This is a genomic window from Thermaerobacter sp. PB12/4term, from assembly GCF_003403315.2.
GTDB lineage: Bacteria > Bacillota > Sulfobacillia > Thermaerobacterales > Thermaerobacteraceae > Thermaerobacter.
In genome coordinates this window covers 2308779-2333775 of record NZ_CP048407.1, presented here as the reverse complement: position 1 = coordinate 2333775, position 24997 = coordinate 2308779, and the positions used below count along the sequence as shown (strand labels likewise).

The window sequence follows — 24997 nt, the reverse complement described above, 5'->3', positions numbered from 1 at the left end:
GGCCAAGGATCGTCCGCCGTCAGCAGGCGGCGAGCCACCGCGAGCCACCGGGGAGCGAGGCGAACCCCATGGACCGAGACGACCGGCCCGATGATGCCGGGCCGTCCCATGACCACCTCCACGCCGAGGAGGGCGAATCGCCCCAGCCGACGGGGCCCGGAGAGTCCCCAGAGGAGGGTCGTCGGCTGCCCCGCCAGGGCTATTCCCGACCGCGGCGCGACCATCCGTACGATGCTAAGGTCCTGAGCGACCTGGCCCAGGTGTTCATGGAGACCACCCTGCGCGAAGACGGTACCGTCATCTGCCCGGACCGGCGCGAAGCCCTAGCCCTGGCTGAGCAGGTGCTGGACATCCTCTACTACTCCGGCTTTTACAACGCGGCGGATGTGGCGGGGTTGCGCTTTCACCTGTATCCGCGGCTTGACGCCGACGGCCAACCCGATCTCATCTACGCCAATACTTGGATGGACGGCCGCTGGATGGAGATTGCCGTCATCGAGGTGCCGCGGCCCAACGCCCGCCCACCGGAGGACGGCGCTCCTGCGCCGCCGGGCCGGGTTACCGTCCGTCCCGGGCTGTCAGAACCCGGCCGCAACGGGCGGGTGCCGACGGGCCTGGGGGGCCTTCGGCAGCCGGACTGAGGCCTGCCAGAGCCAGCGGCCGCGGAGGCCTGAGGCTGCCACGGCTGCCACCGTCGGTCGCTCAACCGCCCCCCGGTCCGCCGACGAGCAGCGAGCCTGACGCCTGGGGTGTTATAAACCACAAGGCCGGCGCCTGCGCCCCGATGGGGCGGCTCGGGCGGGGTAGGCGACGCAGGGGCTTACGCTGGAAGCGGGTCTTGCACCCCGAATTTGCATTAATACAAAACTGTTGTTGGAGGGAAAACACGCTAGCCTGGTGCCGGCAAACCCGCCCCCCTTCGTCCTGAACCCCGGTCAACGGCCGTACCGGGTCCGCCCGGACGCGGGGGTTGGAAGGGCGGGCGAGCCCACCGAGGGGGATGGGGATGGGACCCGAGGAGACGGTAGCGGTGACCTCGAGACAGGAAAATGGAGGGATGGCCACGGGGCAGGAGAACGCGGCGGCGGCCGCCGTGGACCTACGGAATCTCTACGTGGCGTATGACCACCGGCCCGTCCTGCGGGGCGTCCGGCTGACGGTACCAGCGGGCTTACTGGTGGCCTTCGTGGGACCCAATGGGGCCGGGAAATCGACCCTCTTCAAGGCGATTCTCGGGCTGGTGCGGCCGGCCGCGGGCACGGTGCGGATCTTCGGTCAGCCGGTGGAGCGCCAGCGGCGCCGGATCGCCTACGTGCCCCAGCGGGAGCTGATCGACTGGGATTTTCCGGCCACGGTGGCCGACGTGGTGATGATGGGGCGGGTGCCGCGCCTGGGCTGGTTGCGGCGCCCGGCGCCGGAGGACCACCGCCGGGTCGAAGAAGCACTAGAGGAGGTGGGCATGGCGGCCTACGCCCGGCGCCCCCTGGCGGCCCTTTCGGGCGGCCAGCAGCAGCGGGTCTTCATCGCCCGGGCTCTGGCCCAGGATGCCGACCTGATCCTGCTGGACGAACCCTATGCCGGTGTGGATGCCGCCACCCAGGAGGTGGTGCGGCGGCTTCTCGCCCGGCTGCGAGATGGGGGCAAGACGATCCTGGTGGTGGACCACGATCTTTCGGGCATCGATCACTACGACCGCGTGGCGCTGATCAACGGCCGGGTCATCGCCTTCGGCCCGCCGGCGGAGGTCATGACGGCCGAGCGGCTGCGGGAGACCTACGGCGGCCGCCTGACCTATCTCGACAGCGTGGCCCTGCCGCTTTCGGGAGGGGTGCGGCCATGACGGGGGAACCGGGCTGGCTGGCCATCCTGGTGGAACCGCTGCGCTACCCCTTCATGGTGCGGGCCCTGCTGGCCGGGGTGCTGGTGGCCGTGGCCGGGGCCGTGACGGGCAGCTTCCTCCTCGTGCGGCGCTGGTCGCTGCTGGGCGATGCCATCTCCCACTCCGTGCTGCCGGGCGTGGCCATCGCCTACCTGCTGGGCTGGCCTTATTTCACCGGTGCCCTGGCCAGCGCCCTGCTCACAGCAGCCGGCATCGGCTTTCTTGAGCGCAACACCCGCCTCAAGTCCGACGCCGCTACGGGCCTGCTCTTCCTCGGCGCCTTTGCCCTGGGGCTGGCCATCCTCAGCCGTGCCCGCAGCAGCGTGGACGTGTTCCACATCCTGTTCGGCAACGTCCTGGGGGTAGCCCGCGCGGACCTGGTGCTGATGGCCGCGGTGGCGGCGGTGGCCGCCGGGCTGGTGGTGCTCCTCTTCAAGGAGCTGCAGCTGTGGGCTTTCGATCCCGTCACCGCGGAGGTGGCGGGATTGCCCGTCCGCACCCTTCACTACCTGATGATGGTGCTGGTGTCGGCCACGCTGGTGGCGGCGCTGCAGGCTGTGGGGGTGGTGCTGGCCCTGGCCATGCTGGTCACCCCGCCCGCCACCGCCTACCTGCTGACCCGGCGCTTCCCGGCCCTGATCGGCCTGGCGGTGGTGCTAGGCGCGGTGTCGGCGGTGACCGGCCTGTACCTTTCCTTCTATCTCAACGTGGCGTCGGGCCCGGCCATGGTGCTGGTGGCCATGGCCGGATTCGCGCTGGCCCTGGCCCTGGCCCCCGAGCAGGGCTTGTTGGCCCGGGCGCTGGAGCGGCGGCGCATGGCTCGGGTGGTGGCCGCGGAAGACGTGCTCAAAGGGCTGCACGAGCTGGGCTTGGAAGATGGCGAGGAGGCGGTGCCAGCCGCATCGGTCGCGTTCGAGGGCACCTCGGCCATGGGCCCGCGGGGCGTTCCCCTGGACGTGTTGGCGGGCTGGACCGGCCTCAGCCGGCGGGAGGTGCAAGGGGCCGTGGCCCGGCTGGTCGCCCGGGGACTAGCGGCCTGGGACCCCGCGCCCAAGGCCACCCGTGCCCGCCGGGCGGGGGCCTGGGTTGGGGCGCCGCCGTTGGGCGCCCGGCTGACGGCGGCGGGCGTGCGGGAGGCGCGCCGGCTGATCCGCACCCATCGGCTGTGGGAGCGGTACCTGACCGACGTGGCAGGGATGGCCTGGGAGGACGTCCACCAGGTGGCCCATGAGCTGGAGCACGCCACCCCGCCCCACCTGGCCGAAGAGATGGCCGAAGCCCTCGGCCATCCAGCCCACGACCCCCACGGGGCTCCCATCCCCACCGCTGCAGGGGAGGTCCCCGCCGACCAGCAGCCCCCCTTGACGCTGGCCCAGTTATCACCGGGGCACCGCGCCTTGATCGCCCGCGTGGACGATGAGGACCCCGATCTTTTGGCTCGCCTGCGCCGGGCCGGCCTGGTGCCGGGTACCCGGCTGGAGGTCCTCGGCCGGGCCGGTGGCGGCCTGTGGGTGCGCAGGACGGTACCTGGGGAGGCACCGGAACAGCGACCGGATCCCTTCGCCGCCCCGGTTGAGCCGAGGCGCCAGTGGTTGGACCACGCCGCCGCGGCGGCTCTCCGCGTTTACGCCTTGGAGCCGGAGGGCGACGAAGGGCGGTCTACCCGGGGTGAGGGTGAGAAGGCATGAGGCGGCCCCGCCCCCTGCCGACGGCCGTCCTGGTGATGGCCCTGGTGCTTCTCCTCGGTTTTGGCTCGGTGCTGGCCGCCGGGCGAGTCTGGTGGGACCAGGTGATGGGTCCCGGTGACCCCCGCCCCCTGGTGGCGGCCAGCACCACCATCTTGGCCGACCTGGCGGCCCAGATCGGTGGGCCGCGGGTGCGGGTGCATAGCCTGCTGGCCCCAGGCCAGGATCCCCACAGCTATGAGCCGGTGCCGCGGGATGCCCTGGCGCTCGCCCGGGCCCAGGTGGTGCTGCTGAACGGCTACGGCATCGACCTCTGGGCAGAGCGGTTATTACAGGGGCTGCCGGAGCCGGTCACGCCGTCCGGATCGCCAACACCCGCTGCCATCCCCACGGTGTCTCCGCCGATCGGGTCGCCCCAACCCCCGCCCCGGGCCGCTGCCGCGACGCCCCAGGCCAAGGGCGCGCCCGGCGGGTCCGCGCTGTGGCGTGCGGGCGAGCCCCGTCGGGGGCAGGCCGGTCCCCTGGTCGTCCGGGTGGCGGAAGGTCTGCCCGCCGGAGTGGCTCTGCCCTGGCCGGGCGATCCCACCAAGGTCGACCCTCACCTGTGGATGGACCCGGTGCTGGTCATGGGCTATGTTGATGCGATCCGCGATGCCCTCACGGCCGCCGATCCGGCGGGGGCCGCGTTCTACCGGCAGCGGGCGGCCGCCCTCCAGGCGGCGCTGAGGAGGCTGGATGCTTGGATCGCCCGCCAGGTGGCAGCGGTTCCACCCGAGCGGCGGCTGCTGGTGACGACCCACGACGCTTACCGCTACTTCGGTCGCCGCTACGGCCTGCGGGTGGTGGACACCGTGTGGGGGGTCAGCACCGAGGAAGAACCGGCCGCTGCCGACTTGGCCCGGCTCATGGGACACCTGCGGCAGTACGGGGTGCCGGCCTTTGTGGAGTCAACCATCAACCCCAAGCTGATGGAAGAACTGGCCGCCCAGGCGGGCGTGCCCATCGGCGGCCGGCTCTACGCCGACTCGGTGGGTCCGCGGGGGAGCGGTGCCGAGACCTACCTGGGCATGATGCGCCATAACGTGCGGGTCATTACAGAAGCCCTACGGACACCCCGGCCGTCGCCGGTAGGAGACGCCGGCCGGCCCTAACCTTGGCCAGCCGGGTCCAAGGTCACGCCGGTCAACCGGATTCCAATGACCGGATTCCAATGCGCGCCCGAACCGGCTCCCCATGCGCGGCGGAAGGACCCCAGCCGGTCTTTCCCGCCAGACCCCTTCCGGGTAACATGGGTCTGGCAGGTTATTCCTTTAGGGGCGGTCCCCCACCGGGACGGTTCCTTTCCGGGAGGAGGGAAAGGGTGCGGCCTGGGTGGCGCTGGGTGGTGGCCGGGCTGACCGTCGTGGCGGTGGCGGGCGTCGTGGCTTGGTCCTTCACCCCGTCGGGCACCGCGTGGTGGCAGCAGGCCCTGGAGGGCCTGGGAGGTGCTCGGGAGCCCGACCCGGACCAGCTGACGCAAGTCAGCCGCCAGCTGGCGGCGGCCACGGCCGAGGAGCTGGAGCGGGCAAAGAACAACGTTCACGCGATCCACGAGCGGATGAACCAGATCACCGGCTGGGGCCACCTGTCGGCCCTGCGCGACGCCCAAAGCCCGGCTTGGGCCGAGGTGGAAGCCGTTCTGACAGGCGCGACGGCCCAGTTCCTGCGGGAGGTGGCGCCGCGCCTGCAACCATCCACGGTGGGGCGCGACCTCGAAGCCTTCTTTTGGGCGCTGGAGCAGGGCTACCGCCAGCGGCAGGCGGGCCTGATCCGCACGGCCCACCGGATCATCCACGACCTTGACTATTTCGTGTTCAACCATAAGACCGTCCCCGGCGGAAGCCGGGACTACTGGGCGGCGACGCTGACGCTGGAAGGCGAGGATTCCCTGGCCAGCGACGTGCTGGGGGCCGCCGCCCGAGAGGCCGGTGCCGGAACGGAAGCCGGAAAGGAAGACGAAGGAACCGGGGCCCCCGCGGAGGGGGCCGGCTCCCAATAGGAACGGACGAGGAAAGGACGGACTCCCACCAGGTAGGGGGGCCCCCACCGGGTAGTGGGGCCGCAGAAGGAGGGCCGGCCCCCGGGTCGGTCCGACGAAGGCCCGCACGCAGACCCCTGGGTCCCCTCGCAAGAAGGGCCGGCCCGTCAGGTGTCACTGCGGAGGAGTGCTCGTTTCGCCCCCATGGTGCCGGGCACTCCCACCAAGCCTCAGCGAGCCTGGTTCAAGCCGGGTCCGCCCCGATCGGCGCCGGTTGATCGTCCGTCGGGGCCGGGTGGGGCCCCTCAAGGCCGTGGGGCCCGGCCGGGTCGCCGGCCCCGTCAGCGGTGGAGCGCCCCGTCAGCGGTGGGCGGTACCCACGACGCCGGCCCGCTTGCGCTCCAGCACCCGGCGGGCGGCGATGGCGATGGCCTCCGGGGTCAGCCCGTACTTGCGCATCAGGTCCTCTGGGGCGCCCGATTCGGCATAGGTGTCCTGCAGGGCGACGAACTCCGCCGGCACCGGCACCGTCTCCGCCAGGGCCATGGCGATGGCGCTGCCCAGGCCGCCGGCCTTGAGGTGCTCTTCCGCCACCACCAGGGCGCCTGTCTCTTCCGCCGCCGCCCGCACGGCGTCCCGGTCCAGCGGCTTGACGGAGGCAAAGTCCAGCACCCGGGCTTCAATGCCCTCCGCCGCCAGCTGCTCGGCCGCGGCTAGGGCCGCCGCCACCATCAGCCCGTTGGCGGCGATGGTCAGGTCGCCGCCGTCCCGCACCAGGATGGCCCGGCCGATGGCGAAGTCGCAGGGACGGGTGTCGTAGACCAGGGGGGCCTTGGGCCGGCCCACCCGGATGTACACCGGGCCCGGGTGCGCCACGGCCGCTTCCACCGCCCTGCGGGTGGCATGTTCGTCGGCGGGAACCAGCACCACGAAGCCCGGCAGCGCCTGGGCCAGGGCCACATCCTCCACGGCCATCTGGGAGACGCCGTCTTCGCCGATGCTGATGCCGCCGTGGCTGCCGACGAACTTCACGTTAAGCCCCGCGTAGTTCACGCCGATGCGCATCTGGTCGAAGGCCTTGCACATCAGAAAGGCCGCAAAGCTGGCGCAGACGGGAATCTTTCCGCACGATGCCAGCCCCGCCGCCAGGCCGACCATGTTGGCCTCGGCGATGCCGGCGTTGAAGAACCGGTCGGGAAACTCCTGGGCGAAGTAGCGGGTGTAGGTCGACTTGGACAGGTCGCCGTCCAGCACTACCAGCTCGGGATGCCGGCGGCCCAGCTCCACCAGCGCCTCGCCGAAGGCCTGGCGGGTTGGCTTGCCTGTTGGAAGGCCGAACATGGCAGGATCCTCCTCGCGCTCGTCAGCGGGCTGCGCCCGGTCCGCCGGCTGCGGGTGGCCAGCAGGCTGCAGCCGGTCAGCGGACCGCGGCCGGTCAGCGGCAGACGGTCAGCAGGCTGCCGCTGGTCAACGGGCAGCGGCCGGTTCGTCCCCCAGCTCCGCCAGGGCCTTTTCGGTCTCCTCGGGGGTCGGCGCCCGGCCGTGGAACTCGTTGTTGTTCTCCATGAAGGACACGCCCTTGCCCTTGACGGTGTGGGCGATGATCATCACCGGGCGCCCGGTGCCGGCCCGGGCCCGTTCCAGCGCCGGCACCACCTGGCCGAGGTCGTGGCCGTCGATCTCCTCCACGTCCCAGCCGAAGGCGCGCCACTTGTCGGCCAGCGGCTCCAGGCGGACGATGGCGTCCACCGCGTCGTCCAGCTGGTAGCGGTTGTAGTCCAGGATGGCGATCAGGTTGTCGAGGCGGTGGTGGGCCGCAAACATGGCCGCCTCCCACACCTGACCCTCCTGGATCTCCCCGTCGCCCAGCAGCACGAACACCCGGTAGTCCTTGCCGTCCAGCTTGCCTGCCAGGGCCATGCCCGCGGCGATGGAAAGGCCCTGACCTAGGGAGCCGGTGGAGGCCTCAATGCCCGGGCAGTCCCGCCGGGAAGGGTGCCCCTGCAGCGGGCTGTCCAGCTGGCGCAGCCGCTCCAGCCAGGCCTCGGGGAAATAGCCCGCCTCTGCCAGGGCGGCGTACACGATGGGCACGCCGTGCCCCTTGCTCAGGACGAACCGGTCCCGGTCGTCCCAGCTGGGGCGGGCCGGGTCATGGCGCATCACATGGAAGTACAGCGCGGTGACGATCTCCGCAGCGGACAGGGAGCCGCCCGGGTGACCCGAGCCGGCCCGGGCGATCATCCGGATGACGTGGCGGCGGAGCCGGCGTGCCCGTTCTTCCAGCGACGCCAGCGTCTCTGCCGGAACGGTCGGTGCAGGCACGTGCATCGCCTCCTGCGGCCGCGCGCCGCGGAGCGCCGGCCGGTACGGGAATCTGGGGTGGATGCCGCAAACTTCCCCTACAACCTTCCCCTAGGATACACGAACGGGACCGCCCGTGAGGCGATGCGGTATCCTTAAGGTTGAGCCTGGGGTTGGGCCGGTTGCCTCAGGTGGAGCTGGTTCGGCCCCCGGCAGCGGGAGGTGATCCCATGGCGAAGGTGACGGAAGAACAGGTCCGCGAGGCCCTGACCGACGTCATCGACCCGGAGATCGGGCTCAACGTGGTGGACCTGGGCCTGGTCTACCGGTGCGAGGTGGACGACGAGGGCGTGGTCGAGGTCGACATGACCCTGACGGCCATCGGCTGCCCCCTGGGCGACCAGATCGTCAGCCAGGCCAAGCAGGCCATCGAGCGGCTGGATGGCGTGAAGGAAGCCCGGGTCCGGCTGGTCTGGAGCCCGCCCTGGCGGCCCGAGATGATGTCGGAGCGGGCGCGGATGCTGCTGGGGTTCTGATCCCGCCCCCGCGGCCAGCACCCGGCGGGGCGGGGCGCGCCGCGGGGGCCGGGAGCCGGAAACCGGAAACCGGAACAGGCCATGGCCTGATCGGGCCGGGAGATGGTCCCGGTGCCTCATGGGGCACCGGGCCAGGCGGTGCGGCGCCAGCGCGGGATGGAGGCGGAGGCGAGGGATCGATTTGGGCGATCGGCCTTTGGACCGGCTTGCGTCCGAGGAGACCGGGCGCGTGGTGCGCTCCCCCCTGCGGGTTCGGTTTGCCGAGACCGACGCGCAGGGGGTGGTCTATTACGGGAACTACTTCGTGTACTTCGAGGTCGGCCGGGTCGACCTACTGCGGGAGGCGCGGGGGGCCGGGCCGCAGGGAGCGACGGCCCAGGGAGCGGGGAGCGCCGGCGAGCCGGAAGGCGGGCAGGAAGCGGCGGTGGAGCCCGGCGGCGGCGTCCACGCCCTGATGGTGGTCCACGCCGAGTGCGACTACCGGGCCTCCGCCCGGTTCGACGACCGGCTGGAGGTCGAGACCTGGATCGAAGCCCTCGGCCGGACCAGCATCACCTTCGGCCACCGGGTGGTGCGGCTGCCCGGCCGGGAGGAGCTGGTGCGCGGCCGGGTGGTGGCCGTGCACGTGGGGCGGGAGGGTCGCCCCGAACCCCTTCCTGCACCCTGGCGGGAAGCGCTGGGGCGGTACATGCCCCCTTCGCCCGACCCCAGCCAGCCCGCCCGGCCTCTGGCGGAGGCGGGCCCTTACCTCACCAGCCGCAAGGTCAGCGGATAGCGGTAGGCCTCGCCCCGGCTGGCCCGGACGGCGGCGACGATCACCAGCACGAGCCACCCCAGGGACACGGCCGCCGCCAGCAAAGCGAGCAGCACGAAGAGGAGGAAGGTGAGGGCCCGCGGGCCCGGGCCGCCCATGGGGCCCACCAGGATGTCGGCCATGCCCATGGGCACCAGGGCCAGAATGCCCAGGGCAATCAGGGCGATGAAGTACAGGGTGACGCTGAGCTGAAAGTTGACGGCTTCCTTGCCCTGCTGGTCGACAAAGGGGTCGTCGTTCCGCTTGACCAGCCAGACCACCAGCGGGCCCAGCAGATTGCCTAGAGGAATCCAGATGCCTGCCAGGGCCGCCAGGTGGCAGGCCACCGCCCAGCTCCGGGATTCGCCGCCTCCGTTGATCATGGGCGCCTCTCCCCCTCTCCCCCTGTGCACGGGCGCCTGCCCGGTCCGGACCGCGCCGGCCGCCGCGCAGGTCCCACACCGGCTGCTGTGAAGGTATGCGCAGGTATGCGCACCGCCGCCAAGCGGGCCGGCCCAACGGCTCCCGCCAGGGCCGCCGTGCCAGCCGTTGGGCGGGCCCTTGGGCGGGCTCCCAGGCCTGGCCGGGGGCCTACGAATCGCCGCCCGGCCGGGCCTGCTGGATGTAACGTTCCATCTGCTCGGCCGTCATGGGGCCGATGTGTCGCGCCCGCACCACCCCATCCGGGTCGATGAAGTAGCTGGTCGGCAGGTAGACGATGCGGTACTGCCGCCCCACCCGGCTGCCCTCGTCGTAGACGAAGACCCAGTCATACCCGTTCTCTTCCACGTAGGCCTTGATCTCCTGCGGGCTGGCCGGGTCACTGGTGGTGACACCCACCACCACCACGTCGCCCGGCATCCGGTCGACCAGCTTGCGGATTTCCGGCATCTCCTGCCGGCACGGGTAGCACCAGCTGGCCCAGAAATTGAGGAAGACCACCTTTCCCCGAAAATTCGACAGGCTGACCGGCCGGCCCTCCAGGTCCCGCAGGGTGAAGTCGGGGGCCTGGGTGCCGGGGGCCACCACAGGCCCTTCGGCGGGAGCCTGCACCTGTCCGGACGAACCTGGCGGGTTCTGCCCGGCACCCGGGGTGCCCGCGTTCGGGGCACCGGGTGCCGGTGCCTGCCCGACGGGCGGGCTTCCGCCCGGGCCCGGCGCGGCCGGTTCGTCCCTGTTCAGGACGGCGATGCCGGCGGCCAGACCCGCCACCACCAGCAACAACCCGGCTACGAGCGCGATACGGCGGCGGCTGTCCATCGCGGTCCCCCTTTGCAGCCCGGCGGCTCAGGTACGATCTGGCCGGGCGGCCGGTTCTTCCCCGCCGGACCTGCGGCCTGCCCGCCGGTACCGGCGCGGCCGGGGCGCCATGCGGGTGCCGGTACCCGTGTCCCGGCTTCGGTCCCCGTGGTCCGGCACGGGTCCCCGTAATCCCGCCCCGGTCCCCCGCACCCGGTTCCGGTCCCAGTATATCGCCGGGGTCTGCCCCATCTGTATCCGGAGGTGAATCGGGGAATCATCCGGTGGAGATCGGGTGCGGCCCCGGGGCGGCGGGGGCCGAGGGCAAGGAGGCATGGAAGCCAAGGCCAGTGCCAGGACCGTGACCCGCGGGAGGGCGGTGAAGGGAAGGCGAGGGAGAGGAGGAGGAGAGAGTTCCGGCTCGGCCGCCCCTGCCCGCCGGGACCCCCATCCGCCGGCATGTTAGGATTGGAATACGAAGGTAGCGGCAGGATCGGTTGCGGGATGAAAGCAGCGGGTTGCAGGCCAGTGGGTTGCAGGCCCCGGCGTGAAGGGTTGAGGAACAGGCCTGAAGGCACCGCATGAAGGCTCTGGTACGAAGGCGCCGGCGTGACGGCAGCGGGACGACGGTGACGGCCCGCCCCGGCACCGGCGGTCCGGGAGGTACCCGGCGAAGGGAGGCGCCCCCTATGGCGAGCAGCGGCCGCCGGCCTAACCGGCTGATCCACGAAGCCTCACCCTACCTGCAGCAGCACGCCTACAACCCCGTCGACTGGTACCCCTGGGGGCCGGAGGCGCTGGAACGGGCGCGGCGGGAAGACCGGCCCATCCTTCTCAGCATCGGCTACGCGGCCTGCCACTGGTGCCACGTGATGGAGCGGGAATGCTTCGAAGACCCGGCCATCGCGGCCCGGATGAACGCCGGGTTCGTCAACGTGAAGGTCGACCGGGAGGAGCGGCCGGACCTGGACCAGATCTACCAGACGGCGGCGCAGATCCTGGGTTCCGGGGGCGGCTGGCCGCTGACGGTGTTCGTGACGCCGGACCTCAAGCCCTTCTTCGCCGGCACCTACTTCCCGCCGGAAGACCGCCACGGGCTGCCGGGGTTCCCTAAGGTGCTGGAGGCGGTGCTGGACGCTTACCGCCGCCGCCGGGACGAGGTGGAGCGGGTGGCCGGCCAGGTGGCGGAGGTGCTGCGCCGTTCGGTGAGCGGTGCCGGCCTGCTGGACCGGGGGACGGGCGAACCGGCCGGCCGTCCCGGGGGTCCGGGACCGGAGGGCGCTGCCGGTGAAGCCGGTGGGGCTCCGGCCCCGGGGCCCAGCGAGGCCTCTGGGCAAGGGGAAGCGGCCCGGGAGGCGGGCGCGGCCCCTGGGCGCGACGGGGCCGGGACTCAGGAGCCCGGCGGGGGAGGCGTGGCCTTGGGTCTCGCGCCTGATGGTGCTGCAGGCCGGGAGGCGGCACGGCGGTGGTTGGAGCAGGCTGCCGCCCGCATCGCCCGCAGCTATGACCCGCAGTACGGTGGCTTCGGCCGGGCCCCCAAGTTCCCCCAGGCCACGGCCGTGGCGGTGCTGCTGCGGGCCGGCGCCGGGAGCGGCGTGCACCACCCTGGGGGACCCGGGACGGGGACCGGTCGGGACGCTCAGGATGGAGCCGGGGACGGCCGGGCGCCGGCCGCTGAGGCTGGCCCAGAGCGTGGCTCTGGCGCGGGCCTGGCGGCCGCCTCGGCAGGCCGGCATCCGGCCGGGGGAGGCCAGGGGCCCGGCCCGGGTTCCCGGCGCTGGCTCGACATGGCCCTGCACACCCTGCAGGCCATGGCCCTGGGGGGCCTGTTCGACCACTTGGCGGGCGGGTTCCACCGCTACGCCACCGACCGGGCGTGGCTGATCCCCCACTTCGAGAAGATGCTCTACGACCAGGCGCAGCTGGTGCCCCTGTACCTCGACGCCTACCGGATCACGGGGGATCCCTTCTACGCCGGGGTGGCGCGGCGCACCCTGGATTTCGTCCGCGAAGAAATGACGGCCCCCGAGGGCGGGTTCATCAGCACCCTGGATGCCGACAGCGACGGCCGCGAGGGGGCCTACTACGTCTGGACGCCCGCCCAGCTCCGGGAGGCGCTGGAGGGTTCGGTCGCGTCCGGCGCCCGGATGGGTCCCGCCGAAGGGGGGCCTGCCAGGAGCACCCTCGCCGCCACGGGGCTCGCGGAGGGAAGTGACCCCGCCGCAGGAGAACCTGGCAGGCCCGCTAGAGCCAAGGCCGGTCTGTCCGGCTCCGGCCCTGCCGGGGGCAACCCCGCCAATGGGGCGCCTGCAAGGACCGCACCCGCCGCTGACAGTCCCACGGGACCGGTCGAACCCGCCAGGGCGGAGCCCGCCGCTGCCGCCTCGGTCGACGTGGCTCTGGCGGCCCGCTGGTTCGGCGTGACCGAGGAGGGCAACTTCGAGGACGGCACCACGGTGCTCTACCGGGCGGTGGCCGATGAGGAACGCCCGGCCCTGGCCCGCAGCCTGGGCCTGGAACCCGCCGAGCTGGACCGCCGGCTGCAGTCCATCCGCAAGCGGCTGCTGGAGGCCCGGCGCCGCCGCACCCCGCCGGCCCGGGACGACAAGATCCTGGCCGGCTGGAACGGCCTGATGATTGCCGCCTTCGCCCAGGCCGCACCGGTGCTGGACGAACCCGGCTACGCGGAGGCGGCCCGCCGGGCGGCCGAGTTCGTCCTGGGGGCCTTGCGCCGGCCCGACGGGCGGCTGGTTCACGCCTACCGGGGACGAGCCCTGGAGGTGCCCGGGTTCCTGCAGGATTACGCCTTTTTCATCGAAGGGCTACTGGCGCTGCACGCCGCCGGCGGCGATTCCCGCTGGCTGGATGAGGCGGACCGGCTGGCAGGGGTCATGATCGAGACCTTCTGGGACGAGGACAGTGGCCTCTTCTACGACGCGCCCCTGGAGGCACAGACCCCCCTGGCCCGGCCGGTGGAGCTGTTCGACCAGGCGGTGCCGGCCGGCCCGGCTGTGGCGGCCGGGGTCCTGGCGCGGCTGGCGGTGATCACCGGTGACGAGCGCTACCGCCGCGTGGCCGGCCGGTTTCTCGACCGGGTGAGGGCCCTGGCGGCGGAGCAGCCCCTGGCCATGGCCCGGACGGTGTGGGTCGAGGCCGACCGGCTGGAGGGGTATACGGAGGTGACCCTGGTGGGCGATCCTGACACCCGGGCGCTGGCGGAGTGGCGCCGGCGGCTGGCCGGGTTCTACCTGCCGGGGCTCCTCTTGACGATCCGGCCGCCCGGTGCCGGCACCGAGCGCCGGGCTGTGTGGCAAGGCCGTGACCCGGTGGGCGGGCGCCCCGTGGCCTACGTCTGCCGCAACTTCACCTGCTCCCTGCCCCTCGTGGACTGGGAGGGGCTGCGGCGCGAGCTGGAACGGGCGCATGGGTAAGGACTGGTCTGCTTTACGGTGACACCGATACGGCAGCGGTTGGTGGCCTATTGACCATCATTGGCGCTGGTATTTTGGTCTGGACACGTCGCCTGCCAATTAAAGAGGTAGACGAAGCAGGCGAAGCTTAAATACAGGGACGAGCGGCCTTGCCTATTGCTGATCCCGGGCCAGAGCCAGCAGTTCTGCCAGGGGTTTCGGCTCCGGCCACGGCACCCGCACCCCTTGCAGGCGGGGCGCCCGCCAGCGGAAGCCCCGGGCCTGGACCAGCACCCAGAAGGACTCGCCCAGCCCTTCCGGGGCGTACAGGGCATAGACCCGCTGCAGCGCCTGGTCGGCCTCCAGATCCCCCTGCCAGGCCCGCCGGGCCAGGGGCAGGGCCTCCTTTTCCTCAATGCCAAGGTTCAGGAGAAAGGCCCCCTGGGGCAGCAGCCCCAGGTCCCGCAGCCCCAGCCGCCGGCCCAATCGCTGCAGGTAGGTGAAGTCCAGGTCGGCGGTGATGTCCTGTTCCCCGGGCCGGGCGAAGGGGTCGTCCAGCAGTCGCTGCCGGTAGTAGCCGCGGACGGTACCCCGGGGGCGCTGGGGGTTGTAGACCACCTCCGCCGGGCCGCCGTAGTCGATGGTGATGACGAAAGCCCGCCGGGCCAGGACACCCGCAATGGCCCGCAGCATGTCCCCCGCCCCCACGTTGACGTCGACGATCTGGCCCGGCTGAGGCTCGATCCCCTCCTCCCGCAGGATGGCCACGGCCCGCGGCTCGCTGACCGGCCCTTCCACCTGGACGAACCGGCCGCCCTGCACCGTGACGTACAGCTCCCGCCACTCGAAAGGCTGCCGGTGATCACCACTGCGTTCCGGTCCCCACCGGCCCGGCGCCTGGTCGCTTCCGGCACCGGGCCCGAACGGCGAGCTGCCGTTGGCACCACCGTTGCCGCCGCTGGAGGCCGCTGGGCCGCCGGTGGCGCCCGCCGCGGCTTGGCGGCCGGCTGGGAGCACGGTATCTGCAGGCGAAGAGGCGGCCGGGGCAACCTGCCCCGCCGGCCTGCGCACCAGGCGGTGGACGGGAAAGGCGCTCATCAGCTCGTTCATCAGCACCACGTGGACCGGGCCGGCCTGTTCGACCCGGGGGACCCAGCGGACAGGAGCCTCGGGCCAGGCCGCGGTGATGAGATCCCTCTGCCGCTCCTGCAGCGGGCGGCTCTCGTCGACGATCACGTACTCCAAATGACCGGGGCCGTAGCCGTCGGACCGGGCCGCCAGCAGCAGGTCCCGGGCCAGGTGGCCGCCTCCGGCACCGATCTCCAGGATGCGGGCGGGGCGGGCCGGCAGGCCCCGACGGGGCGAAAAGCCAAGGATGTGGAGCATCTCCCGGACCTGGCGCCAGATGGTACGGCCGAAGGCCGGGTGGAAGGAGGGGGCGGTGAGGAAGTCTCCTTCCCGGCCGATGAGCGGGCGGGCCTGGGCGTAGTAGCCGTGCTGGGGGTGGTGCAGGGCCAGGTCCATGTAGCGGGCGAAGGGAATCGCCCCCTGGCGCCGGATCTCGTCCATCAGCAGCCGGATCAATGCAGGGTTGCCCTGCACCTGCACCTCGCAGCCCTCCTTCCCGATGCCGGCACGGCAAGGAGTCCCGGGCCAGCCCACGAAACCATTGCCATGATACCCGATCTCCGGTCCCGCACCGGCCCTGGATCGGCAGCCCGGAGGGGTGAAAGCGTTGCGGACGCGCTTTACCGAGCGTTTTGGAGTGGAGTTGCCCATCGTCCAGGGAGGACTGGCCTACCTGGCCCGCAGCGAGCTCTGCGCCGCCGTGTCCGCGGCAGGGGGCCTGGGCCAGCTCACCGCCGCCACCATGGAATCGCCCGAGGTGTTGCGCCAGGAGATCCGGCGCGTCCGGGAGCGGACCGGCAGGCCCTTCGGCGTCAACTTCGCCATCGGGCACCGGGACCTGTCGGAGTTCGTCCGGGTCACCATCGAGGAAAGGGTTCCCGTCATCAGCGTCACGGGCGGCAACCCCGAACCCCTGTTCAAGGCCTTCGAGGGCCACCCCGTGTTGAAGATGGTGCTGGTGGCTGGTGTCCGGCAGGCCCAGAAGGCCGAAGCCCTGGGCGCCGACGCCGTGATCGCCGTGGGGGTCGAGGGGGGCGGCCACATCGGCCGGGACGACATCGGCACCCTGGTGCTGGTGCGGCGGGTGGTGGAGAGCGTCCAGATCCCCGTGCTGGCCAGCGGCGGGATCGTCGACGGCCGGGGGCTGGCGGCGGCCCTGGTGCTGGGGGCCGACGGCATCGAGATGGGAACCCGCTTCGTGGCCACGGTGGAGTGCCCGGCCCATCCCGCCTACAAGCAGGCGCTGGTGGAGGCGCGGGAGACCGACACGGTGGTTATCGAGCGCAGCCTGGGCCGGCCGGGCCGGGTGCTGCGGGGTCCATGGCCGGAGCGAATTCTCGAAGCCGAGGCCCGCGGGGCCGGGCTCGACGAGCTCTTGCCCCTGATCTCCGGCAAGGCCAACACCCGGGCAGCCCTGGAGGGCAAGCTGGACGAGGGCTTCGTCTGGGCGGGCCAGGGGGTGGGCCTGATCCGCGACATCCCCACGGTGGCCGAGCTGCTGCGGCGCATGGTGGACGAGGCCGCTGCGGCCTTGCGGGAGGCCACGGAGCGGCTGCAGGTGCCGGCCGGGGAAGTCGCCAGCCGCCTCGCCTCCCAGGAACCGGGTGCGGGCTCTGCAGGTGCGTGAAGGTAGGATCGGCAGGGGCGAAGATTGCGGAAGGTCGCCTGCTTCAGGGGTGTTCACGCCCTGGAGCCGGGCGGGCGAGCTTGGTGCTCTTCGCGCCTCAACCAACGGAAGCGGGCCGCAACCCGTCGCAGGCGCGGCCCGGGAGGTGCCTGGGACGACCTTGAGACAACGGCTCTTGATGCCGCTTGCAGTGATGCTCGCCCTCGCCCAGTGGGCGGCCTTGGGCCTCGTCGTGAGGCTGCAGCTGGCCATCGCCTTCGTCCCGCTCAAGCCCCTCCTGATCCGCGACCGCGTCGGGTGGGGCTACCTCGCCCTCGCGCTGGCTCTCGTCGTGCTGGACGTCGCCCTTTACCTGCGCCTGCCGGGCGAGCTCACCGATTCCCGGAAGCTAGCCCGGCGGCTCCTGCGGCTGCCCGATCGACCATAGATGCGCGGGGGGCTTTGGTACGGCGTCCGCGTCGCGTTCACCGCGCCGGGCAAGCCGCTCGAGCCCGTGGCCGAGAACCGGATACACCTGCTGCCGCACCGGGTCGATCAGGGCCGTCGGCCGCTCGTAGACCCGCGGCGTCGTGCACACCAGCCACAGGGCGCGCCAGTGGGGCATCTCGTGATACCGCTCCGGCCACAGCGTCTTGCACCAGCGCTTGACGAGCGGGGCGTACTTGCTGCTAAGGCCGGGGAACACGTGGTGCTCCGTGTGGTGGGAGAAGTTGAAGTGCAGGACGTCGACCCAGCGCGGGACGGTGACCGACAGGCTGTTGGCCAGGGGATCGTTCACCGGCGTCAGCGGGCTCAGCAGGTGATTGGTCACGATGTAGCTCATGACGGTGAAGTTGGCGACCAGCAGCGGCACCAGGTACGCGAACACCCAGTCACGGAACCCGATCCAGGCGCCCAGGGCGACCCAGGTCGCCACCGGCAGGAGGAACTGGGCCACCACCACCGGCCGCTCCCGGCGGGGCATCTCGGGCAGGAAGCGCCGCAACATCTGGACGGAGTGCAGCGAGAACCACACGCTGAGGGAGAGCAGCGTCAGCATCGCCCGCACCGGCGGCGCGATGCGGTAGACGTACTGCAGGGCCGGGCGGGCGTGGAACTCCTCCAGGGTGTGCATGGCGTCAGGGTCCTCGCCGTGCTCCTGGGTGTGACCGTGATGCTCGACGTTGTGCCAACGCCGCCAGAGCCGCGGCCCGATGGCGAAGGGCCAGAGGCAGACCTGGCCGGCCAGGTTGCGCAGCCAGGGCGTGCGCACCACGCTGCCGTGCAGCACCTCGTGGCCGAACAGGCCCAGGCTCGCGAAAGTCTGGCCGATGACCACCGCCAGGACCAGATCGATGCCCCAGTGCAGGTCGAACCGGGCGACCGCGACGATGCCCGCCACCGCGACGGCCAGCAGCGGGAGCAACCAGAGGATCCGCCACGGCTCGGGATGGAAGATGTGGCGGGGCAAGACGCGCTTCAAGGTGCGGGTGTAGTCGCCCAGGGGCCGGAGAGTTGCCTCGAGCGAAGTCGCGGCCGTTGCCTCGGGTGTGAGAGCATCTCCGTCGTCGGGGTGGGTTCCGGCGGAGGACGGGAGGCCCTCCGGGGATCCGTGGGGGCGGCGCCGTGGTCCCGGCGTCGTCGGCATGTCTCGGCGTCCTTTCGTTTGCAGCGCAGGCCTGGCGGGCTCGACTCCCGGTGTGCTTCCCGCACCGCATCTCCCTCGCCCCGAGCCGGCGGCCGCGCGACGAGTCCCTTCATCCTACGTCATCGACGGACCGCTGTCTACTGGGCTGCTGCCACCAAGCGCGGCCACCGGCCTTCGGTGGGGCGTGGGCTTGGGCAGCCAGGTTTCGCGTGCTCCAAGCGAGGGGATCCCGACGCGCGGAGGGGATCCCAACGTCCCACGGCCGCGGGTCGGTTCGTCCCCAACACCCGCGGCCCGCGGGCGGTCACGCGGGCGCGTCCAGGGGACGGCAGGTCGATGCTCGCGATCCATGACCGGCAACGCCCGCGCCATTCAGGATGAAGAGCGTGGCCCATTCAGGATGAAGAGCGTGGCGTGATGGTGCCATCCATCAGGTTGTACAGGCCCAGGCGGCTCTCACCGGGAATAGGGACCAGATTGGTCACAGGTACCAGGGTGATGAGGGTGGGGTCGCCGGCGGGTGTCGAGGTGTGGCGGCCTCGGTAACAGAGCGTTCCCGCAACGGCATTGAACACGACCGCCTCGACGAAGAACTCCTCATGGTTGCGCATCGCGTCGAGCCCGACGCTGCCGGGCAGGATGACCTCGACGACGTGGTCATCCGACGGGTCCTGGGTCGGTGCGGCTTCGGGAGCCAACAGCTCCAGGACATCGACGGGCACGTGGGTCTCCACCAGTCGCCGGGCCTCTTCGAGCCAGGCGGCGCTGGCCCGGCTCAGACCTCCGGACACATCGACGGATTCGGCGGCCTTGGCTAGGACCTGGTGCACCACCTCGGGTTCGGCCAGCCTCCCGCTGAGCCGCAGACTTCCGTAGGTCTGGTCATAGATGGCGATGAAACGAGCGCCCGAGTAGAGGGGACGGGGCGGCGTGCCGCCCAACTGGCCGGCGGCGTAGTGGATGTCCTGGCGCTCGAAGGGCAGAATCAGCAGGAAGGCATCGTAGATCCGTTGCGCGAGCCGGGTCAGTTCCACATCGTCCTGTAAGCCGGGGTGAAAGAGGACGACGCCTGTCGTGTAGTAGTACCGGGTGAAGGCCGGCTGCCGGAAGTAGCCCTTCTCCAACGGCAGTGGATACCGCTCCGTGACCTCGGTGCTGCCCCTGCGTTCCCGGTATCCTTCGACCTTCTCCTGGATCTGCACCTGCGTCTCGAGCAGCACCAGCTCGCCCCATCGCTTCGCCCGGTAGACCTCGCCGGGTTGCAGGTACGGTCGGACGATGGAGACCGGACCGAGAGGCCGGGTCGTGTAGTGACGGTGTTCGCGACGAACCTTGACCACGCGCCGGGTGCGGTGGACCTGGGTGACCCGGTAGGGCTGGGTCAAGTAGTAGTAGATCGCGCCGGGATAGGCCTCGCGCATCAACTGCCCATGGGAGATCGAACCCAGATCCTCTCGTTCCCAGCCCACGTGGAGCTCGATGTGAAACTGGGCGTCCACGTCCCGCAGGGGGAACACGGTATGCGGAGCATCTCCGGCCTCCACCTTCATGGGCTGCAAGTTGGGTGGCGTCTCACCCACGCGTTCCCGGCGGCACAGTTCGAGGAAGCCTTCCGGCCAATCCACGGGTGATGAGAAGCCTGCCCCATCCTCAGTGCATCCGGCACGGACGGCGGCCTGGTCGTGCTCGCCGCCCGGACGCGCCAGGCACATGGCGTGGATGTACTGGATGCGTGGGTTCTCCAGGTACAGGGCACTCTCCGCCGGGGGGAGGTTCAGGATGGTCTCCGGGTGTCGAAAGACCATCTCGCTGTTGAAATCCCGGTTGTTGACGATGATGACCGTGCCCGGACCGTGTCGCCCGATGCGGCCCATCCGCTGTTGCAGACTGGTCGCCGAGTGGGGGACCCCGACCAGCACTCCCACGTCCAGATGGGGGACGTCGATGCCGAGCTCCAGCGCGCTGGTGCTGATGATACCGCGTAGGTTGCCCGTGGCCAGGCGCTGCTCGATCAGCGCGCGGTCCACCTCCTCGAGGCCGGCCCGGTAAGGTAGCACGTCGAGAGCGGTCCACTCTTGGCTGCGGCGCCCCTTGCGGCGGTCCGGGGAGGGTTCGACCGCTCCGAGGCTGCCCGTTCCATCCCCTCCATCGTCGAGGATGCCGTCCCCGCTTGCCTCCCCACCTGCATCCCCGCCCCGAGCCCCGGCACGCTCCCGCTTGATGATGGTTGCGAGGAGTTCCGTCTGCTTGCGGCTGTCCACGAAGGCGATGAACCGGTGGTCCGTGGAGCGGACGATCCCCGCCAGAAAGGCAGACAGGCGGCTCATCAGGTCTTCCGTCGGCGAGGTCTCGACGAGGACGAGGTCGACTTCCTGTTGGCCCGACGTGTCGAAGGCGTCGTCGATGACGTCGAAGGGCCGGCCGAAGAGGGCCCTGAAGTGCTGGCGGGGGTCGCGCACGGTCGCCGAGGCTGCCAGGTAGTGGTAACGCCGCTCTCCCAGCGCGCACAGGTGCTCGAGACGGCGGAACAGCATGGCGGCGTTGGAGCCGAACACACCGGTGTAGACGTGAACCTCGTCGACCACCACCAGACGGAGTGCGGTGAGAAACGACCACACGGTGTTGTCGCCGACGTTGGGGACGAGCCACGCGTGCAGGATGTCCGGGGTCGCGAGCAGCACCGTGGCCCGGCGCAGCTGCTGCAGCCGTTCCGCAGCGTGGGTGTCGCCGTCGATCCGGGCGACGGTCGCGGGGTCCAATCCTGCTGCCTGAAAGGCCTGTCGCCAGCGTGCCTCCTGCTCTCGGGCGAGCGCCTTGAGCGGGTAGACGGCCAGGATCCGAGCCCGTGGATCGCGCGCCCGGTGTTCGAGAGCCACCGCCTGGAACACCAGCGTCTTCCCCGAAGCCGTGCGGGTCGTGACGCCGACGTCCGCGCCCCTGCGGCTCCGGGTGATGCCCTCGACCTGGTGCAGGTACAGACCTTGGGGCGCCCGGGCGGACAGAAACCGGCAGGTCGCTTCCGTCAAGCCGAGCCGGTCGAAGGGGAAGACCTCCTGGGTTCGTCCAGGCCGGCGGGTCCGGTAGACGACACGAAAGCCGTGCTGTTGCAAAAGGTGCAGGAGCGGGGCGCTGTCTCCTTGTTCCATCCCCAATCCTCCGTTCCGGCGCCAAGCCACGACTCGGAGCCACCGAGGCGATGGCGGGCTCCGACCACAGCGTACGGACAGGAAGATGACAAATCGTGTCATATCCTCACTGGAGGCGGCGACGAGGCAACGGGTGAAAACGGCGAGACGCCACGCGGCGGGGCCGGTTCCGGGGACGACGACGTCCTCCGCCGCCATGTTGACCGTGCACTGAGGAGCCTCGCCAACGATGCCGCCTCCGTTCGCGAGCTCAAGGCCCAGGGCGTGTCGGGGTGGATGGTGACCCGGACCATCGAAGAGCTCCTGTCCGCCCAGTGGACGGACCGCAACGACATCGCCTACCAGTACGTCCGCTCTCTGCTCGACATGGTGCTGGGAGACGACGAGAGGACCACGGAGCGGCGGACCCTGGCCAACGGCAAGACGGTGACGTGGGTGGTTTCTGTGGGATGGCCGGGGGAGCGGGGGACGCAAGTCTTACGCCCCGCGACATTCTTGCTTGGTCTTCGCGAGGTGCTGCATCCGGGACCAGGCTCGAACACCCGCGGGATATCACGTTCGGGGACCTGCAGTAGGGAGGCAACTGGGCTTGCCGGCTCGGGTAGGCACCCCGATACTTGGGGCATGGGATCCGCGGACGAACCCAAGTCGAGAGCCGCCCGTGCGGTCCGTTACGGTCCCGAGGTGTGTGGAGGTGGCGCCATGGAACTCTCCACTCTGGAGAACTGGCTTTGGGAAGCGGCCTGCTCGATCCGCGGGGCGGTGGACGCGCCGAAGTTCAAGGATTACATCCTACCGCTGATCTTCCTTAAGCGGCTGTCGGACGTTTTCGAGGACGAGGTGGCGCACCTGGCCCACGAGTTCGGGGACGTGAAGACGGCGGCCCGGCTGGTGGAGCAGGACCACAAGCTGGTACGGTTCTACCTTCCGCCTGAAGCCCGCTGGGACGCCATCCGCCGGCGCACCACAGGCCTGGGCGAGTATCTGACGGACGTCATGCGGGCTGTGGCGCGGGAGAACCCGAAGCTCCAGGGCGTCATCGACGCCGTGGACTTCAACGCTACCGCCGCCGGCCAGCGGATCATCGACGACGGACCGCTGGCCCGGCTTATCGAGGTGCTGAGCAGGCACCGGCTGGGCTTGAACGACGTCGAGCCGGACATCCTGGGCCGTGCGTACGAATACCTGCTACGCAAGTTCGCCGAGGGGCAGGGACAGAGCGCTGGCGAGTTCTACACGCCGCGCGAGGTGGCCATCCTCATGGCTCGGATCCTGGAGCCGGATCCGGGCATGACGGCGTACGACCCCTGTTGCGGTTCCGGCGGTTTGCTCATCAAGTGCCACCTGCGGCTTCTGGAACGCTACGGGGTGCGGGAGAACGGGCGCCTGAAGCTGCCGTCCCATGTGGCTCCCTTGAAGGTTTACGGCCAGGAATGGATCCCCACGACCTTTGCCATGGCCCGGATGAACGCCTTCATCCATGACATCGAGGCGGACATCGTGGTCGGGGACACCATGCGCCGCCCGGCGTTCCGGGCGCCAGACGGGCGCCTGCAGCAGTTCGACCTGGTGGCGGCCAACCCCATGTGGAACCAGAAGTTCCCGCTGGAGACCTACGAACACGATCCCTTCGACCGGTTCCGGTTCGGGATGCCGCCGGCGTCCACGGCCGACTGGGGCTGGATCCAGCACATGTACGCCTCCCTCAAGGACGGCGGCCGCATGGCAGTGGTTTTGGACACCGGGGCGGTGAGCCGGGGCAGCGGCAACCAAGGTTCCAACCGGGAGCGGGACATCCGGAAGGCCTTCGTCGAGCAGGACCTGATAGAAGCCGTCATCCTGCTCCCGGAAAACCTCTTCTACAACACGACGGCTCCAGGAATCATTCTGGTGATCAACAAGGCCAAGAGGCACCCGCGCGAGATCCTGCTGATCAACGCCTCGAAGCTGTTCCTGAAGGGCCGGCCCAAAAATTACCTCGGCGAGGAGCACGTGGAGCGCATCGTCGCCGTTTACCACGGCTGGACGGCGGAGGAAGGGCTTTCCACGATCATCTCCCTCGAAGAAGCCGTCCGCAACGACTACAACCTCTCGCCGAGCCGGTACGTGGCCCAGAACGGCGGCGAGGAGGTCCTTCCGCTGGAAGAGGCGGTCCTGCGACTCCAGGAGGCAGAGGAGGAGAGGGTCGCTGCCGACCGCGAACTGCAGAGGATCCTGGAGTTCCTGGGGCTGGGAGGTGCTGTCCGTGGCTGAGACGGTGGAGTTGGGCACCGAAGCAACGGCAGAACTTCCCGACGGTTTCAAGAAGACGGAACTTGGACCGCTACCACAGGACTGGCAGGTGGTGCGCCTGGGTGAAGTAGCAGAACTTAGGCTGGGTCGAACGCCTCCAAGGAAGGACTCTCGATACTGGGATGGCGGAACAATACCGTGGGTTACAATCTCAGATCTCAACAACGGCATTGTTATGAGGACAGCCGAAAAAATAACAGATATTGCTCATGAGCAGATATTTCGGAATAAGTTTGTGCCCGTGGGAACTCTTCTTCTAAGTTTTAAGCTGACCGTCGGGAAAGTTGGGCTGTTAGGCATTCCTGCTGTACACAACGAGGCAATTGCTTCAGTGTACCCTGGTAGGCTGGTGCATAAAGACTTTTTGTTCTACCTATTTCAAGGTTACAACTTTGATCCTCTTCTTGATTCTTATGTCAAAGGCAAAACATTAAACACGGAAAAACTAAAGCAATTGCCTATCCCTCTTCCTACTCCCTCTGAGCAATGCGCTATTGCCTATGTTTTGCACATTGTTCGCCAAGCTAAGGAAGCCACCGAGAAAGTCCTCGCCGCCACGCGGGAGCTGAAGAAGAGTCTCATGCGGCACCTCTTCACTTACGGACCGGTGCCGGTGGAAGAGGCCGAGCGGGTGCCGCTGAAGGAAACGGAAATTGGGCTGGTGCCTGAACATTGGCAGATAGTACGGCTAGAGGATGTTGTTCGGCCCATTAAGCAAATTGATCCCAAGAAATTTCCAGAACAGCGCTTCAGATATATAGATGTGTCCAGTATTGACAACCAACAGCTACGTGTCGTAGGGCACCAAGATGTGCTAGGCAAGTATGCTCCTAGTCGAGCCCGGAAACTTATCAAAGCAGGAGACGTAATCTTTGCAACTGTCCGCCCATATCTTAAACGTATTGCTTTGGTTACTCCTGAATACGATGGGCAGATATGTTCCACGGCTTTTTGTGTGCTTCGTGCCGATGGTCGGTCTGTTATTTCGAATTATCTCTTCTCAGCAGTTAGTCATGACCGATTTGTAGATTCTATCTCCGAATACCAACGTGGGTCCAGCTATCCTGCGGTGACAGACGGGGACGTGCTGCGGGGGCTTATCCCCCTGCCCCCACTCTCGGAACAAAAGGGAATCGCCTCTATCCTTAGAACCGTCGACGACAAGATCCAAGCGGAAGAAGTGTTCAAACATGCGCTTGATGTTCTGTTCAAGGCACTACTCCACCTCCTCATGACTGGCCGAGTTCGGGTCAAGGACCTATCCCTTCCCGAGACGGAGGGAGTGGCGTCCGGTGCCTCTCGGGAATGAGCGTGCTG

General features: G+C 69.7%; 19 protein-coding genes. 12 read left to right on the top strand and 7 right to left on the bottom strand.

Annotation, left to right across the window (positions count from 1 at the left end; genetic code table 11):
- The first annotated feature begins 68 nt into the window (after positions 1 to 68).
- The 5 genes from DYI95_RS09760 to DYI95_RS09740 all read left to right on the top strand — a co-directional run bounded on the left by DYI95_RS09760 (position 69) and on the right by DYI95_RS09740 (position 5602).
- Positions 69 to 641, top strand: a complete 573-nt coding sequence (locus DYI95_RS09760; RefSeq protein WP_116899996.1) for a hypothetical protein — start codon at positions 69 to 71, stop codon at positions 639 to 641.
- A gap of 416 nt (positions 642 to 1057) precedes the next feature.
- Positions 1058 to 1840: a metal ABC transporter ATP-binding protein gene (locus DYI95_RS09755; protein WP_116899997.1), complete on the top strand. Its 783-nt coding sequence runs from the start codon at positions 1058 to 1060 to the stop codon at positions 1838 to 1840.
- Positions 1837 to 3567, top strand: a complete 1731-nt coding sequence (locus DYI95_RS09750; protein WP_116899998.1) for a metal ABC transporter permease — start codon at positions 1837 to 1839, stop codon at positions 3565 to 3567. Before DYI95_RS09755 ends, DYI95_RS09750 begins: the two co-directional genes overlap by 4 nt.
- Positions 3564 to 4715 (top strand): metal ABC transporter solute-binding protein, Zn/Mn family, encoded by a 1152-nt coding sequence (locus DYI95_RS09745; protein WP_116899999.1) that lies wholly within the window; start codon positions 3564 to 3566, stop codon positions 4713 to 4715. Before DYI95_RS09750 ends, DYI95_RS09745 begins: the two co-directional genes overlap by 4 nt.
- Before the next feature lie 209 nt (positions 4716 to 4924).
- The gene (locus DYI95_RS09740) at positions 4925 to 5602 is read left to right on the top strand and encodes a hypothetical protein (protein ID WP_116900000.1); all 678 of its coding nucleotides are present in this window, start codon (positions 4925 to 4927) and stop codon (positions 5600 to 5602) included.
- A 339-nt stretch (positions 5603 to 5941) separates the two neighbouring features.
- On the opposite strand, the gene DYI95_RS09735 is transcribed toward DYI95_RS09740, so the two are convergent.
- Complete coding sequence (locus tag DYI95_RS09735) at positions 5942 to 6922, bottom strand: transketolase family protein (protein WP_116900001.1); 981 nt, start codon at positions 6920 to 6922, stop codon at positions 5942 to 5944.
- Between the two features lie 126 nt (positions 6923 to 7048).
- Entirely contained in the window at positions 7049 to 7909 is an 861-nt protein-coding gene (locus DYI95_RS09730; RefSeq protein ID WP_203530636.1) for a transketolase, read from the bottom strand.
- A 203-nt stretch (positions 7910 to 8112) separates the two neighbouring features.
- Here DYI95_RS09730 and DYI95_RS09725 point away from each other — a divergent pair, with 203 nt between their 5' ends.
- Positions 8113 to 8418 (top strand): metal-sulfur cluster assembly factor, encoded by a 306-nt coding sequence (locus tag DYI95_RS09725; protein ID WP_116900003.1) that lies wholly within the window; start codon positions 8113 to 8115, stop codon positions 8416 to 8418.
- A 229-nt stretch (positions 8419 to 8647) separates the two neighbouring features.
- A complete protein-coding gene (locus DYI95_RS09720; RefSeq protein WP_116900036.1) occupies positions 8648 to 9193 on the top strand; it encodes a thioesterase family protein in 546 nt (181 codons plus the stop codon).
- Here DYI95_RS09720 and DYI95_RS09715 read toward each other — a convergent pair.
- Positions 9163 to 9594: a DUF4870 domain-containing protein gene (locus DYI95_RS09715; RefSeq protein WP_116900004.1), complete on the bottom strand. Its 432-nt coding sequence runs from the start codon at positions 9592 to 9594 to the stop codon at positions 9163 to 9165. The genes DYI95_RS09720 and DYI95_RS09715 overlap by 31 nt on opposite strands.
- A 208-nt stretch (positions 9595 to 9802) precedes the next feature.
- Positions 9803 to 10471: a TlpA disulfide reductase family protein gene (locus DYI95_RS09710; RefSeq protein WP_116900005.1), complete on the bottom strand. Its 669-nt coding sequence runs from the start codon at positions 10469 to 10471 to the stop codon at positions 9803 to 9805.
- 668 nt (positions 10472 to 11139) lie between these two features.
- Here DYI95_RS09710 and DYI95_RS12715 point away from each other — a divergent pair.
- Positions 11140 to 13881: a thioredoxin domain-containing protein gene (locus DYI95_RS12715; RefSeq protein WP_243149739.1), complete on the top strand. Its 2742-nt coding sequence runs from the start codon at positions 11140 to 11142 to the stop codon at positions 13879 to 13881.
- A gap of 153 nt (positions 13882 to 14034) precedes the next feature.
- Here DYI95_RS12715 and DYI95_RS09695 read toward each other — a convergent pair whose 3' ends face one another.
- Positions 14035 to 15468: a class I SAM-dependent methyltransferase gene (locus DYI95_RS09695; RefSeq protein ID WP_243149738.1), complete on the bottom strand. Its 1434-nt coding sequence runs from the start codon at positions 15466 to 15468 to the stop codon at positions 14035 to 14037.
- A 127-nt stretch (positions 15469 to 15595) separates the two neighbouring features.
- Here DYI95_RS09695 and DYI95_RS09690 point away from each other — a divergent pair, with 127 nt between their 5' ends.
- Both DYI95_RS09690 and DYI95_RS09685 read left to right on the top strand, forming a co-directional pair.
- Positions 15596 to 16615: a nitronate monooxygenase family protein gene (locus DYI95_RS09690; protein WP_116900006.1), complete on the top strand. Its 1020-nt coding sequence runs from the start codon at positions 15596 to 15598 to the stop codon at positions 16613 to 16615.
- 178 nt (positions 16616 to 16793) lie between these two features.
- Positions 16794 to 17042: a hypothetical protein gene (locus DYI95_RS09685; protein WP_243149983.1), complete on the top strand. Its 249-nt coding sequence runs from the start codon at positions 16794 to 16796 to the stop codon at positions 17040 to 17042.
- Here DYI95_RS09685 and DYI95_RS09680 read toward each other — a convergent pair.
- Together DYI95_RS09680 and DYI95_RS09675 are read right to left on the bottom strand one after the other, a co-directional pair.
- Positions 17004 to 18077: a fatty acid desaturase gene (locus DYI95_RS09680; RefSeq protein ID WP_243149737.1), complete on the bottom strand. Its 1074-nt coding sequence runs from the start codon at positions 18075 to 18077 to the stop codon at positions 17004 to 17006. The genes DYI95_RS09685 and DYI95_RS09680 overlap by 39 nt on opposite strands.
- A 560-nt stretch (positions 18078 to 18637) precedes the next feature.
- Positions 18638 to 21388 (bottom strand): DEAD/DEAH box helicase, encoded by a 2751-nt coding sequence (locus DYI95_RS09675; protein ID WP_158556012.1) that lies wholly within the window; start codon positions 21386 to 21388, stop codon positions 18638 to 18640.
- A 264-nt stretch (positions 21389 to 21652) separates the two neighbouring features.
- On the opposite strand from DYI95_RS09675, the gene DYI95_RS09670 reads away from it, so the two are divergent.
- Positions 21653 to 23641 carry a class I SAM-dependent DNA methyltransferase gene (locus DYI95_RS09670; RefSeq protein ID WP_243149736.1) on the top strand — a complete coding sequence of 663 codons (1989 nt, stop codon included), beginning with the start codon at positions 21653 to 21655 and terminating at the stop codon, positions 23639 to 23641.
- Entirely contained in the window at positions 23634 to 24989 is a 1356-nt protein-coding gene (locus DYI95_RS09665) for a restriction endonuclease subunit S (RefSeq protein WP_147308089.1), read from the top strand. The genes DYI95_RS09670 and DYI95_RS09665 overlap by 8 nt, the downstream gene beginning before the upstream one ends.
- The last annotated feature ends 8 nt before the right edge of the window (positions 24990 to 24997 follow it).

What these genes read in the sequence shown, in the direction of transcription:
- DYI95_RS09735 (WP_116900001.1), bottom strand. Translation starts at nt 6,922, where the DNA reads ATGTTCGGCCTTCCAACAGGCAAGCCAACCCGCCAGGCCTTCGGCGAG.
- DYI95_RS09750 (WP_116899998.1), top strand. Translation starts at nt 1,837, where the DNA reads ATGACGGGGGAACCGGGCTGGCTGGCCATCCTGGTGGAACCGCTGCGC.
- DYI95_RS09710 (WP_116900005.1), bottom strand. Translation starts at nt 10,471, where the DNA reads ATGGACAGCCGCCGCCGTATCGCGCTCGTAGCCGGGTTGTTGCTGGTG.
- DYI95_RS09745 (WP_116899999.1), top strand. Translation starts at nt 3,564, where the DNA reads ATGAGGCGGCCCCGCCCCCTGCCGACGGCCGTCCTGGTGATGGCCCTG.
- DYI95_RS09685 (WP_243149983.1), top strand. Translation starts at nt 16,794, where the DNA reads ATGCCGCTTGCAGTGATGCTCGCCCTCGCCCAGTGGGCGGCCTTGGGC.
- DYI95_RS12715 (WP_243149739.1), top strand. Translation starts at nt 11,140, where the DNA reads ATGGCGAGCAGCGGCCGCCGGCCTAACCGGCTGATCCACGAAGCCTCA.
- DYI95_RS09730 (WP_203530636.1), bottom strand. Translation starts at nt 7,909, where the DNA reads ATGCACGTGCCTGCACCGACCGTTCCGGCAGAGACGCTGGCGTCGCTG.
- DYI95_RS09715 (WP_116900004.1), bottom strand. Translation starts at nt 9,594, where the DNA reads ATGATCAACGGAGGCGGCGAATCCCGGAGCTGGGCGGTGGCCTGCCAC.
- DYI95_RS09760 (WP_116899996.1), top strand. Translation starts at nt 69, where the DNA reads ATGGACCGAGACGACCGGCCCGATGATGCCGGGCCGTCCCATGACCAC.
- DYI95_RS09725 (WP_116900003.1), top strand. Translation starts at nt 8,113, where the DNA reads ATGGCGAAGGTGACGGAAGAACAGGTCCGCGAGGCCCTGACCGACGTC.
- DYI95_RS09755 (WP_116899997.1), top strand. Translation starts at nt 1,058, where the DNA reads ATGGCCACGGGGCAGGAGAACGCGGCGGCGGCCGCCGTGGACCTACGG.
- DYI95_RS09675 (WP_158556012.1), bottom strand. Translation starts at nt 21,388, where the DNA reads ATGGAACAAGGAGACAGCGCCCCGCTCCTGCACCTTTTGCAACAGCAC.